The 12,789-nt window shown below is 61.8% G+C and carries 11 protein-coding genes and 1 pseudogene; 8 read left to right on the forward strand and 4 right to left on the reverse strand.

What is annotated here, in order from left to right; genetic code table 11:
• Positions 1-9: 9 nt before the first annotated feature.
• From rnpA to IT549_RS10655, 8 genes and pseudogenes are all read left to right on the forward strand, one after another.
• Entirely contained in the window at positions 10-372 is a 363-nt protein-coding gene (gene rnpA / locus IT549_RS10620; protein WP_292972937.1) for a ribonuclease P protein component, read from the forward strand.
• Positions 369-578: a membrane protein insertion efficiency factor YidD gene (gene yidD, locus IT549_RS10625; protein WP_292972939.1), complete on the forward strand. Its 210-nt coding sequence runs from the start codon at positions 369-371 to the stop codon at positions 576-578. The genes rnpA and yidD overlap by 4 nt, the downstream gene beginning before the upstream one ends.
• Positions 579-652: 74 nt before the next feature.
• The gene (gene yidC / locus IT549_RS10630) at positions 653-2,440 is read left to right on the forward strand and encodes a membrane protein insertase YidC (RefSeq protein WP_292972941.1); all 1,788 of its coding nucleotides are present in this window, start codon (positions 653-655) and stop codon (positions 2,438-2,440) included.
• 1 nt (position 2,441) lies between these two features.
• On the forward strand, positions 2,442-3,077 hold the full coding sequence (yihA, locus tag IT549_RS10635; protein ID WP_292972943.1) for a ribosome biogenesis GTP-binding protein YihA/YsxC: 636 nt from the start codon (positions 2,442-2,444) through the stop codon (positions 3,075-3,077).
• 231 nt (positions 3,078-3,308) lie between these two features.
• Entirely contained in the window at positions 3,309-3,446 is a 138-nt protein-coding gene (locus tag IT549_RS10640; protein WP_292972945.1) for a hypothetical protein, read from the forward strand.
• Positions 3,447-3,628: 182 nt separating this feature from the next.
• A complete protein-coding gene (locus IT549_RS10645; RefSeq protein WP_292972947.1) occupies positions 3,629-4,486 on the forward strand; it encodes a hypothetical protein in 858 nt (285 codons plus the stop codon).
• Positions 4,487-5,386 (forward strand): hypothetical protein, encoded by a 900-nt coding sequence (locus IT549_RS10650; RefSeq protein ID WP_292972949.1) that lies wholly within the window; start codon positions 4,487-4,489, stop codon positions 5,384-5,386. It begins immediately after the preceding gene.
• 249 nt (positions 5,387-5,635) lie between these two features.
• A pseudogene (locus IT549_RS10655) lies at positions 5,636-5,800 on the forward strand (YihA family ribosome biogenesis GTP-binding protein); the annotation flags it as partial.
• A gap of 262 nt (positions 5,801-6,062) precedes the next feature.
• On the opposite strand, the gene IT549_RS10660 reads toward IT549_RS10655, so the two are convergent.
• The 4 genes from IT549_RS10660 to IT549_RS10675 form a co-directional block, all read right to left on the reverse strand.
• On the reverse strand, positions 6,063-7,400 hold the full coding sequence (locus IT549_RS10660) for an ectonucleotide pyrophosphatase/phosphodiesterase (protein WP_292972951.1): 1,338 nt from the start codon (positions 7,398-7,400) through the stop codon (positions 6,063-6,065).
• A gap of 10 nt (positions 7,401-7,410) precedes the next feature.
• A complete protein-coding gene (locus IT549_RS10665) occupies positions 7,411-7,830 on the reverse strand; it encodes a VOC family protein (RefSeq protein WP_292972953.1) in 420 nt (139 codons plus the stop codon).
• A 190-nt stretch (positions 7,831-8,020) separates the two neighbouring features.
• Positions 8,021-12,463 carry an autotransporter domain-containing protein gene (locus tag IT549_RS10670; RefSeq protein WP_292972955.1) on the reverse strand — a complete coding sequence of 1,481 codons (4,443 nt, stop codon included), beginning with the start codon at positions 12,461-12,463 and terminating at the stop codon, positions 8,021-8,023.
• Positions 12,464-12,534: 71 nt separating this feature from the next.
• Positions 12,535-12,693, reverse strand: a complete 159-nt coding sequence (locus tag IT549_RS10675) for a hypothetical protein (RefSeq protein WP_292972957.1) — start codon at positions 12,691-12,693, stop codon at positions 12,535-12,537.
• Positions 12,694-12,789: the final 96 nt, after the last annotated feature.

Genomic DNA, 12,789 nt, shown 5'->3' on the forward strand with positions numbered 1-12,789 from the left:
TCGCCCAGCATGTCGGTCCTGACCAAGAGGGCCGATTTTCTGGCAGCCAACCGGGGCCTGCGGATCGCGCGCCCCGGTTTTGTTTTGCTTGCGCGGCCCAACGGGCTTGATGCGATGCGCTATGGCATCACCGTCACCAAGAAGATCGGCAACGCCGTGGTCCGCAACCGGATGAAGCGGCGCTTTCGCGAACTGCTGCGCGCGGCGCTGCCGCAAGAAGGGCTGGCCGGGCACGACCATGTGCTGATCGGGCGCGAAGGCGGGGTCGAACGCGACTTCGCCAGGCTGCGCGAGGAACTGACCGCCGCGCTGGCCCGCGCAGCCCAGGGCCAGGGCGATCCGCCCCGCCGCAAGCCCGGGCCGCGCCGATGAAACGCCTGCTGATCCTGATCGCGCGCGGCTGGCAACTGGGGCCTTCACGGGTCCTGCCGCCCAGCTGCCGCTATGCCCCGTCGTGCTCGCAATACATGATCGAGGCGGTCGAAAAGCACGGCGCGATTAAGGGTGGCTGGTTGGGCGTGAAGCGTATATTGCGCTGCCATCCTTGGGGGGGACACGGGTACGATCCGGTTCCGTGACCGGCCGATGCCTTGACAGGCCCTGCCGCCTTCCCATCTGACATGAATTGACTAGCGAACCAGGGGCGCCCCGAGTGGACAACCAGAATTTCAAGAACATGGTCCTTGCAGGCGTGCTGACCCTGCTGATCTTTGTCGGCTGGGACTGGGGGATGAAGTACCTCTATCCCAACGCCAACAAGGCGCCCGTTCCCGCCGCCAGCGCCCCCGCGCCCGCCGCTTCGGCCAGCACCAGCCCCGCTCACACCCGCGAAGGCGGGCTGACCGACGCGGCTGACAAGGCGCTGGAAGCGAAGGACCTCAAGACCGCGCTCAATCCCGCCACCCGTGTCGCGATTGCCGCGCCGGGCCTGTCGGGCTCGATCAACCTCATCGGCGGCGCGGTCGATGACCTGACCACCAACCGCCACACCGCCGCGGTCGAACAGAACAGCGGCCCGCAGCGGATCTTCTCGCCGGCCGGCACGCCGGCCCAGCAGTTCGCCGAATTCGGCTGGCGGCTGCCCGATGGCCGCGCCGATGCCGCGCTGCCCGGCCCTGCCACCCAGTGGGCCGCGCCGCAGGGCGCCAAGCTGACCCCGCAGAGCCCGGTCACGCTGAGCTGGACCAACCCCGCCGGGGTCACCTTCAAGCTGACCTACGCGATCGACGCCGATTACATGCTGACCGTCACACAGGAAGTCAGCAATGGCGGCCAGGCGGCGCTGACCGCCAAGCCCTATGCGCTGATCGCGCGGACCGAAAAGACCGCCTCGATCGACACCTGGAACGTCCACGCCGGGCCGTTCGGTGCCTTTGACGACGCGGTCTCGTTCGGTCCGGACTATGATGAAGTGACCGAAGCCAAGCAGCTGACCAACCCGGGCAAGACCGACTGGATCGGCTTTACTGACATCTATTGGATGAGCGCGCTGGTGCCCGATGCCAAGGCCCAGGCCAGTAGTGGCTTCCGCGCGCTGGGCGGCGGGCTCTACCGGGCCGACCTGATCTATCCTGACGCCGCGATCGGGCCGGGCCAGAGCAGCGCGGTTTCGACCCGCCTGTTCGCCGGGGCCAAGGAAAGCTCGGTGCTCGACAAGTACGAGGCAGCCGGCATTCCCAAATTTGGCCTGGCAATCGACTGGGGCTGGTTCCGCTGGTTCGAAAAGCCGATCTTCTGGCTGCTCAAGTCGCTGTTCGGTCTGGTTGGCAACTTCGGCGTGGCGATCATGCTGCTGACGCTGATCGTGCGCGGCGTGATGTTCCCCGTCGCCCAGAGGCAGTTCGCCTCGATGGCCGCAGTGAAGGCGATCCAGCCCAAGATGAAGGCGATCCAGGAACGTTACAAGGACGACAAGCAGAAGCAGCAGGAAGAAATCATGGCGCTGTACAAGAAGGAAGGCGTCAATCCGCTTGGCGGGTGCCTGCCGATCCTTCTGCAGATCCCGGTGTTCTTCGCGCTCTACAAGGTGCTGATCCTGGCGGTCGAAATGCGCCACCAGCCCTTCGCGCTGTGGATCAAGGACCTTTCCGCGCCCGATCCGCTGCATATCCTGAACCTGTTCGGCTATCTTGACTTCACCCCCCCGGCGTTTCTGGGCATCGGCCTGCTGGCGCTGCTGCTGGGGATCACCATGTGGCTGCAGTTCAAACTTAACCCGGCGCAGATGGATCCGGCCCAGCAGCAGATCATGGATCTGATGCCGTGGCTCATGATGTTTATCATGGCGCCCTTCGCGGCCGGACTGCTGATTTACTGGATCACCTCGAACGTGCTCACCATTGCCCAGCAGGCCTATCTCTATTCGAAGCATCCGCAATTGAAGGCCCAGGCCGAAAAGGATACCGTCGATGCCGAGCGGGCCAAGACCCGGGGCAAATAGGGTGGAACAAGACAGCCTGAACGAACAGGCCCGCCGCCTGTTCGCGGGCCGGGTCGATTTCCTGCTGAGCGCCCCGGCGCTCAAGTTCCTGCCCGATCCCGGCGCGCCGGAGATCGCCTTTGCCGGGCGCTCCAACGTCGGCAAGAGCAGCCTGCTCAACGCGGTAACCGGGCGCAAGGCGATCGCGCGCGCATCGGTTACCCCGGGCCGGACGCAGGAACTGAACTTCTTCGAAGTGGGCACGCCCACCCGGCTGCGGCTGGTTGACATGCCCGGCTATGGTTTTGCCAAGGCCCCGCTCAAGGTGGTCGAGAACTGGAAGCGGCTGGTCCGCGATTATCTGCGCGGGCGGGTCGAGCTGAAGCGCACCCTGGTGCTGATCGACAGCCGCCACGGGGTGAAGGACGTCGACCGCGAGATGATGAAGATGCTCGACGAGGCGGCGGTCGGTTATCGGCTGGTGCTGACCAAGGCCGACAAGATCAAGGCCAGTGAACTGAAAGCGGTCCTGCTCGCCACCCAGGCCGAAGCGCGCAAGCATTCGGCCGCCTTTCCGATGGTACACGTCACCTCATCCGAAAAGGGCATGGGGATCGCGGAACTGCGCACTGCTGTAGTCGAAGACGCGGCAATATGAGTTCAATGACTCAATTCATCGCTGTCTTCCCCTGGGGGACCGCAATCAATTGGTTGTTGGAGCTCTTGAATTGATCCCAAAATCTCGATGTTGCAAGCGATGCTCCAGTCACGCAGCCAATGTCCAAACGATATTCTTAATTTTTAAACTCAGATCGTTGACTCCAAGATCGAATTATGCCCAAATTGCAACGCCGAGCTAGATTCGGTCTATAATATTGGGGATGTCAACATGACTTCTATTGATATCAATGAAATTCCGCACCTCGATACCAATGTTATTTGCAGCGATCCCGGAATTGCCGAAGATTCGGTTGCTCATCCGGCGCTTATATCTCTGATGCTTCTGTTCTCGATTGTAATTCGTTGATCGGAATTGCGCGATTCTTAATAAATTGAATCGCGCAATTTCATTGTGCGATAGATGCTGTGCGAAATATAGGCAGTTAGCAAACAGGCTTGGATATGAAGCGGCCCCCACTTCTTGAATGCTACCGATCGTATCAGGCTATCCAAGAGAGCCTTTTGCGACAACACCCTCTTATTTGCGAATTGTCAGATAAAGTTGAAGACCTGGTACAATCTAATCGTATATCTGAAGCGGAATCCAATATTAAAATATTTCTTGATGGCGATTTGCGTTGGATTTTGATGCATATTGAATACTATGTTCATAGCGCAAGATATATTCCTGACGCATTCATGCCATTCCCGCATGATACATATAGCCCTTCTTCGCCATTCTCGATGATCAGAATTTTCGATGGAGAAAATCTTTCGATACAAGTTTCATCCGTTTCTCCAATTGACTTTGTCAGTCGGATGGCGGGGAAAACTGTACAGTTTTCGGGCCAGAAGGAATTCTATAGGCTGCTATCTGGACGACCAATGACCTTCCGCCAGTGGCAATGTGATCGAATCTGCGAAGAATCGGACTTTATGGGCTCCGCCTGTCGGTTCGCGGAGCCCGCCGAACTCGTGCTAGGAGAAACGCTCGAAATTGACGGTGCCTGCCAAGCGATATCGATCGACAAGATAACGAGCCCTTGCGTATATGTTCAGATTTCAATTCCATCGCTTTCAGCAAGTGTCTCAGTCGATTTCGATGCCGAATCTCTTGCTTACCGCGAGCTCCACCCCCGCAATGGGAAAGCTGCGCGATCAATGTTTCTCCTTTCTACGCTCAGAAACATTGGAACGCCGGACAGAGCCGAAGTTATCAAGAAGCTGGCGCTGACAGGACCGTTCTACCAGCGCTGGTATGCGGTGCGCGAATTGCTGGCGATCGACCCGGCTGCAGGCGCAGAAATCGCCAAAAAAATGGTCGATGACGATGTAAACCCCTCCGTCAGACGCGCGGCAAGGGCAACGCTCGATTTTCTGGCAAGCAAGGCCAAGGAGGAGGCTTAAGTGGCTCTGCAAATTGATTGCGACGAAGATGGCAGCATCGGTCTCGACGAGTTCTGCGAACTCTATATCGACGGGAAGTTCAATGCTGCTGAACAGGAGTCCTTGGTAGAGGCAGCTCCGCTGCTTAAGAAGCTCGCAAACGATAGAAACTTCTTCGGCCGGTTTGTTATCGATTCCCTGACCAACAACCTTTCCGATCAAAGCGACAATAGATATGGTGTAGGCTCTCTGATACTACGGAATCTTGGGAGAAACTCATTCCTCAGAGTAAATTGCTGGTCTTCTCACCAGGATTTCGAATATATAAAAAAGCCTGACGCGTTCATCTATGAGATGGCGCATGATCACAATTTTAATTTTCTTACGATAGGATATTTTGGCCCAGGATATCTGAGTAAGTATTATGAATACGATTACAGTGATCTAGACGGATACATCGGAGAAAGCGCAGGATTGAAATTTATAAAAGAAAGAAATTTGAAAGAAGGTGACATACTTCTCTATCGAGCACTGCAAGATGTTCATGAGCAGTTTCCTCCGGAATCAATGTCAGTTTCTATCAACATAATGGACGCAAATCCGGCATTTCAGTATATTTATCAGTATTATTTTGACACGGATAAAAACGTAATAAGTCACGTTATGTCGGCAAAATCCTCTCCCAGCATATTTGAAATTGCGGGGGCTTTGAACGACGCCGATGTGGACGACACTTTGGCACATATCTCAGCCAACAGCGATTGCGACATGACTCGTTATCGAGCCTGCAAGGCTTTGGTTAAGTCATCGAACTCCGAAGCTGAGGCAGAGCAACGCGCCAAACTTGGACTTGATTCGAACAGGCGAATGGTGCGGGAAATGACACGCAGATATGTTTCGTCGGTGCTTCAAGCCTCCTGAAGCCAGATTCGCCGTGTTGGAATTGGCTCACATTTAGCGGCGGCTTCGGAACTCAGCCTTGGGTTTAGGTCGGGGAAACTGGCCCATATTTAGCGTACGCGAAGCTTGTTTGCGCTCGCCTTGCCAACCGCCAGTTTGGAAGATGCTCTGAGCTCGAACTCCAGCGCTTTGCCTCCGCGCTGCCGAATCTCGCTCCGATGATCCGCGCCAGGAGAGTTGTGATCGCGTACTGGTCGTCTTCGCCCAGCGGCCGACAAGATCACGGCCAGCGAGCTGGAAGCGGTCTTGCTCACCACCCAGGCCGAGGCGCGCAAGCACCCCGCCGCCTATCCGGTGGTCCACGTGACCAGCAGCGAAAAGGGCATGGGGATCGAAGAGCTGCGCGCTGCCGTGCTGGAAGACGCGTCGATTTAGGGTCAGGACCTATTAACCGCGCCTTCGAGGTTTGAGTCAAAATGGCTCAGTGCAAGGAAGGAAGGCGCTGGAATATGTCGATATTTCAAGACTTCCTGACGCGGCAATGGGCCATTTTGGCCAAATCCCTTCGGGACACCGGAATGGCTTCCATCTCGAAAGGAAATTCCCTTGGAAAGGCAACCAGCCTTCCCTGCGTGAATTTCCCTCCGATATGTTCGCCATTCCGGTGCCTCGAAGGCGCGGTTAATAGGTCCTGACCCTAGAACTTCAGGCCCGGAACCTCCGCGCCGCCCAGCTTGCCGCCCATGATCCGCGCCAGCGTGGGTGCGATCGCACGCTGATCAATCTCGCCCAGGTTGCGACCCCTGGGAATGCCCGGCCCCATGATGAAGAAGCTGGCGCGCATTTCGGGCGCATCGGGGAACCAGCCGTGGGTGCCCTTGTTCGCGGTTGCGGCGTAGGGCCCCTTGGCCAGATTGGCAAAAGTTCCGGCGCTGGTGCCGATCCGGAAATCGACCATGAAGGCCGCCTGCGGATTGCCGCCCAAGGTCTTGATTGCGGCCTGATCGGCGATGCTGGCGATCCCGCTGGCCGGATCGGCCTGGAGCGCGGCCAGCACCGCAGCCGTCCTTGCCCGGGCTGCGCTGTCGGCCGGATCGGCCAGCACCACCGCTGCGCTGCCCCCGCTGGGCCAGGGCATCGCCTGCCAGCTTTGCACCTTGCCGTCCGGCCCCAGGGTGATCAGGCCCTGGTCGATAAAGGCGCGGAACAGGTTTACCTCGGTGCCGACCGGGGCAAAGCCATGGTCGCTGACCAGCGCGATCGCCGTATCGGGATGCGCCTGCTGCTGGGCCGCGATCACCTGGGCGACGGCGCTGTCGATCCGTTCCAGCACCGCGCGAGCGCTGGCGGTATCGGGGCCATCCTCGTGCTGGGTATGGTCAAGCGCGGTGAAATAGACCGTGATGAAACCCGGCTTGTGGCGGCGGATCAGCGCGGCGGCAAAGCGCCCCCGGTTCTCATCGCCATCGATGTCCTCGATGATCCCCTGCGCATAGGGTTCGCCGCGCGCCTGCTCCAGATCGCGCAGCAGCCCCGGAGTGGCCAGCAGGGCCAGCAGCTTGGCATCGTCAGCGTGGCCGGTGCGCCAGTATTGCGGCAGGTTCCAGTCGATCGCCCGCGCCCCGACGCTGACCGGCCAGTGGACATTGCCAACCGATAGCCCGGCCTGCCGGGCCGCATCCCACAGGGTCGGCACCTTGATATCCTGCGCGTACCAGAACCAGCCCGCAGCATTGATCTGCCGGGGATCAAAGGTCTGGTTGGCGATGATCCCGTGCCGCGCCGGACTGGCCCCGGTCAGCAGCGTGGTATGGCTGGGATAGGTCACGCTGGGCAGCACCCCGCGCACGCCGCTGGCATAGCTGCCTTCCGCCAGAAACCGACGCAGCGTTGGCACCTTCAACCCGCGCTTGTCGGCCTCGATCACATCGCCCGGGCGCAGCCCGTCGATCGAGATCAGCAGCAGCGGACGGGCAGCGACCGGTTGAGCCCAGGCCAGCACGGCCAGCACGGCAATCAGCAGGCGGCGCAGCATCGGCAGCTCCCTATTTCGCGAACAGTTGCCCCAGATCGGCAAAGGCTTTCATTTCAATGGCATTGCCGCTGGGATCGCGGAAGAACATGGTCGCCTGTTCGCCGACCTGCCCCTTGAAGCGGACATAGGGTTCGATCTCGAACTTCGTCCCCGCCGCCTTGAGCCGCTCGGCCAGGTCCTCCCAGTCCTGCAGTTCAAGCACGATCCCGAAGTGCGGCACTGGCACGCCGTGGCCGTCTACATGGTTGTTCCCGGCATCGTCCGCCGCCTGCCCGGTGCAATGGGCGACGATCTGGTGGCCATAGAAATCGAAATCGATCCATTGCTCGCTGCTGCGCCCTTCAGGGCAGCCCATCACCCCGCCCCAGAAGGCGCGGGCCTCCTCAAGATCGCGGACGGGAAAGGCGAGATGGAAGGGACGCAGGCTCATCGCTGGACTGACTGCCCGCCGCCGCCGCTCGCGTCAATGCGCAAGACTTGCGCGGGGCCCTGCACGCGAAAAGGGCCGGAGGATTCATCCTCCGGCCCTCCCCCCGTTGCAGCTGGCTGGAGAGCAGTCCTGCCAGCCGTGCGGATAACCTGCCGGGTCGCTCAAGCAGGCTATCAGGTGCGCCAGCCGCTCAGAACTTCAGGCTGAGCGCGACGCGGCCCGAATGGTCGCTGCTGCCCGAACCGAACTGGCCGCCATAGGACAGCCCCACCCGCAGGTTGCGGCTCAGGCTGAAGTCCACGCCGGCTTCCAGATCGGCAATGTCCCCGGCCACGGGCACTCCGGCAATCGTGAAGGGCGCACCGCCAGCGAAGTGCAGCGTGGCCAGCGGTTCGTCCGCACCAAAGCCGTGCCGCCAGCCCGCGCCCAGGGTGAGCTTGCCGTCCTGGCCCAGGCCAACCGCGGCCCGCAGACCCAGCGTGCTGAAAGTGCGGGTTTCGGTGCGCTCGCTGCCGCCCAGTGCTGCCGTGCCGCCGCTTTCGGCAATCGCGTTGGTGTGATGGCTCACCGCGGCGATCTGGGCATAGGGCTCCAGATCGAGCGAGCCGGCCTTGATGGTATAGCCCAGTTCGGCAAAGCCCTGCAGCGTGCGGGCGCTGTAGCTGGCGGTCAGGCTTTCGGCAAAGCCGGGGAAGGCAGCTACACGGGCGGTGTGCAGCTTGTGCCAGCTCTGCGCCGCGCCCAGCCGCAGGTTGAGCTGGCCCAACCGGCCATGGGCGTAGGCGCCGAGATGGACCGAACTGGCGTGCCCTTCCGAAGCGCGGGCAGGCACCGAAAACTCGCTGCGCGACCAGCCACCCAGCACACCGGCGCGCCAGCCATCGGCCACTTCGCCATCGAAGCCGATCAGGCCGCCATCGAGTGAGCGATCGAGCCGCGCGGCGTTGCCGTCACTGTCGGTTTGGCCGCTTGAGGTCAGGCCCAGGGCCCAGAGCATCGAGCCCTGCCCATCGCTGTCGCGCATCCGCCCGCCCATGGCCGAGCGCACGAACCGGCTGTCCTCGATCAGTGCGGTCTTGGCCGAGGCGTGGATCTCGCCCGAAAGCGCATCGAAGGCCTGCGCGGCCTGCGGCCCGGTCAGCTGGACCAGCGCGCCGATCAGCGGACCGCTTTGCGGCAGGCTGTCGAGCCCGGCGCCCGCCGCCTTCTGGCTCTGCGTCTGGCCCACCGAGGCGAAGGTGACCGCGCTGCGCAGCACATCGAGATAGACCGCCTTGGGCGCATAGTTCAGCGCAAAGGTCAGGAACGGCGTGGGCAGCGGATTGAGCAGGCTGAGCCCGCTGAACGTGCCCGAGACGTTGCCGCCAGAGGTGATGATCGTATAGCGGGTGCCCAGCGCATAGCTGCCGACCGGGTTCATCACCCTGACCGTGCCGCCATTGATCGTGACATTGCCGGTCGCGGCGATCAGGTCGGCCGCACCCGCCGGGGTGATCTCGACTTCATAGGTCGAAGTGCTGTTGAAGGCGATGGTGCCGACATTGAGCGTGCCGATCGAATTGCCCGGCGCAATCGTGCCGTGAACCGAAACCCCGCCGATCGTGCCCGTGCCCATCAGCCGGCCGGCGGTATTGACCGACAGCAGGTCTCCGAACGAACCCTGGACCACCACAGTACCGCCCTGGACCGAAGCCTGCCCGTGAAAGCCGCTCGAATTGCCGGTCAGCACCGTGGTGCCATTGATGAAGCTGATGTTGCCTTGCCCGCTGATATTCCCGGCGAAGACATAGTTGCTGCCGGTGTGGTTGAACACGATCCCGCCATCGCCCGCACCGAACTGGATCGCCCCGGCGTTGACATGGCCCGCTGCTACCGCGGCCTGATTGAAATCGGCCCCGATGATCAGCGCGCCGGTCGTCCCCGGCTGGCTGGCCAACCGCAGGGTCCCGCCGACGTTCAGGGTGCCGCCGCTCCGCACGGTCACCGTTCCGTTGCCGAAGGAGCCCACGGTCATGTTGCCCGATACCTGCAGGTACGATCCGGTGCCGTCGATCGCGATCTGGCCATTGCCGCCCGCACCGGTGCCCACCACCGCGACCGGGGTCGTGACGTTGCCGCCCTGGGCGATGGTCAGGGTGCCCGCGCCGAAATTGCCGACCAGCAGCGATCCGCTGTTGATCCACTGCGATCCGGTGCCCAGCACCTCGACTTCGCCATGGCTGCCGCCCAGGCTTCCGACGATACCGATCGCGCTGTGCACTTCGCTGCCGGTGCGGATCGCGAGCGAGCCGGTGCCCGCATGGCCGATCGTCAAGGCATTGCTGCCATTCCACAGCGACCCGGCGCCCTCGACTTCGACCGAACCGTCCGAACCGGCGTTGCGCCCGACATAGGCATCCTGACTGCCGACATAGCCGCCCGAACGGACCGCCATGTTGCCGAACCCGTCCTGCCCGATCGTCAGGTCGCCGACATTGACCCAGCTGGCCCCGCCCCCGCTGACGGTGACGATCCCGGCACCACCGGCATTCGATCCGACAACCCCGTTGAAGTTGTTGATATTGCCGCCGGTGTAGATGCTCAGGTAGGCCAGCCCATCAATCCCGACATGGAGATCGTTGGCAATCTGCCAGCTCGACCCGGCATCCGCGACGGTCACCGTGCCGGTCGATCCGTTGCTGCGTGCAATCAGACCCATCGAGCTGGTCACCGTGCCGCCATTGCTGACCACCAGGCCGCCCATTCCCGAATCGGCAACCAGCAGGATACCGCTCAGCGACAGCCTGGAATTGGCGCCCGAAATGACCGCGCTGCCCAGACCACCGGGATTGTAACCAAGGTCAGCGTTCTGCGCCCACACTTCGCCTCCATCCATAAGTACCAGCTGCCCCTGGCCTTCATAACCAACCGCAAGGTGCCCGGTGGCCCACAGCGATCCGATGCCGCGTACATCGACCATCCCGGTCGAGCCGGCCTGCGATCCGATCGTGCCCGAAAGCGAATTGAGCGTGCCGCCATTACGCAAGTTGACCGTGCCATCGCCAAAGTTGCCGACAATCAGCGCGCCCGAATTGGTCCAGTTCGCTCCGGCCCCGTCTACCCTGACCTCGCCGGTCGATCCGGTACCGTGGCCGACATAACCGACCGCATTGGTGACGACGCCGCCATTGGTCACGGTCATCACGCCCGTGCCGCCGGTGCCGATGTGCAGGTCGCCACTCATGGTCCACTTCGATCCAGTGCCATCGATCTCGGCCCGGCCATCACCGCCAAGGTTGAAGCCGACGAAGCCATTGGTACTGCTGACCGTGCCGCCATCGCGCAAGGCCAGCGTGCCGGTACCCGAATGCCCGACATAGAGCGCATCGGTGAGGTTCCAGGCCGAACCACTATCCCTGACCGAAGCCAGGCCGCTCGAACCGGCGCTGAGACCGATTGCCCCGATCCCGCTGGTGACCAGGGCGCCCTCGCGAACATCGAGCAAGCCGACGCCGCCTTGGCCGACATAGAGGAAGTCGCTGGCATTGAAGCTTGAGCCGACCCCTCTGACCGTGACAATCCCACCTGCGTCCGGATCGAAACCGATATGGCCGTTCATGGTGTTGACCGTACCGCCATTGCTGATCGTCAGGATGCCGCTGCCGGAATTGCCGACAAAGATTCCAAATGAGGTGTCGAGAACCGAACCGGGGCCATCGACGCTGCCTATGCCCGAAACTCCGGTCGAGGCACCGAACACGGCTGAATTGGCCTGCACCTTGCCGCCACCAGCAACGGTCAGAGTGCCAAATGCATCGAAGCCGATATGGAGGAACCGCCCGTCAAATAGCGAGCCTGCTCCGCTGACATTGACCCCGCCGCTTGCGTAGAGATCGCGGGTATCGACTGCGCCGCCATTCGTGATGTCGATCGTGCCATTGTTGAGGAAGAGATCGTTGACACCCAGGTTGAACTGTGAACCCGCCCCATCGACGCGTAGCGCACCGGTCGATCCCGGCTCGCGGCCGATGTAGCTATCGTTCCCGGCATTGACCACACCGCCATTGCGCACGATCAATGTGCCGCTTCCCGCGTGGCCAATGTTGATCGTGCCAGCGTTGCTCCAGCTCGACCCGCTGCCATCAATGATCACCAGCCCGGTGCCGTCCGCTTCAAAGCCGATAGCCGCGGCATTACTGTCCAGAGTACCGCCGTTGCGGACCAGCAGCGAACCTTCACCGTGAACACCAACCTCGAAAATCGATGACTGCCAGAACGAAGTCGGCCCATCGACCAGTGCCGCGCCCGAGCTTCCGGCATTCTGGCCGATCAGGACCACGGTATTGTCCATCTTCCCGCCGTTGATGATATCCAGCGTGCCGGTGTTCGTCCGGCCGATCGACAGAAAGGGCGCTGCGGCGCTGGTGCCATCGACCCGGGCCGGATTGGGCGTGATCGTATCGATCACCGCATCGTCGCCAGCCGTCGGTGCGGTGCCGTCCTGCCAGTTGCTGCCGGTGCTCCAGTCGCTCGACGTGCCACCGGTCCAGCTATCCTGGGCATGGGCGGTTCCCGGCAGCGCCAGGCTGAGGGCCAGCGCGGAAATCGAAGCGGCACCGCTCAGCAGGCGGCGGGCGGAGGTCTTGGGGGTCATGGTCTGCTCTCCATTTGATAGGTCCGGCAGCACTGCCGATGGAGAGCCTTTGGGGACTGGTTGTCGGCAAGTTATGTCGCGCGCGGCGGAATCTTGTCGCAGTTGTCAGCGCGCCTGTCGCAATTGTCGCAGCTGCCGGTCCGGTCTCTCTCACCAGGCGCCAAGGGTTCCGCGCGGGCCGGATTGAGCACGCGCAGTGCAGCGGCAATGGCCTGGGCCATGCGATCCATGATCGCAAACTCCATAATTCGAATGGCGCCGGCTGGCGCCGATGGAGCCGCTCTGGCCCGCGCCTGTACGGGAATTATGTCGCGCGGGACGCCTTT

It is taken from the genome of Novosphingobium sp., from assembly GCF_020852455.1.
Classification (GTDB): domain Bacteria; phylum Pseudomonadota; class Alphaproteobacteria; order Sphingomonadales; family Sphingomonadaceae; genus Novosphingobium.

Coding starts and splice junctions, on each gene's coding strand:
- yidD (WP_292972939.1), top strand. CDS start 369: ATGAAACGCCTGCTGATCCTGATCGCGCGCGGCTGGCAACTGGGGCCT.
- IT549_RS10670 (WP_292972955.1), bottom strand. CDS start 12,463: ATGACCCCCAAGACCTCCGCCCGCCGCCTGCTGAGCGGTGCCGCTTCG.
- rnpA (WP_292972937.1), top strand. CDS start 10: ATGTCGGTCCTGACCAAGAGGGCCGATTTTCTGGCAGCCAACCGGGGC.
- IT549_RS10675 (WP_292972957.1), bottom strand. CDS start 12,693: ATGGATCGCATGGCCCAGGCCATTGCCGCTGCACTGCGCGTGCTCAAT.
- IT549_RS10665 (WP_292972953.1), bottom strand. CDS start 7,830: ATGAGCCTGCGTCCCTTCCATCTCGCCTTTCCCGTCCGCGATCTTGAG.
- IT549_RS10640 (WP_292972945.1), top strand. CDS start 3,309: ATGACTTCTATTGATATCAATGAAATTCCGCACCTCGATACCAATGTT.
- IT549_RS10660 (WP_292972951.1), bottom strand. CDS start 7,400: ATGCTGCGCCGCCTGCTGATTGCCGTGCTGGCCGTGCTGGCCTGGGCT.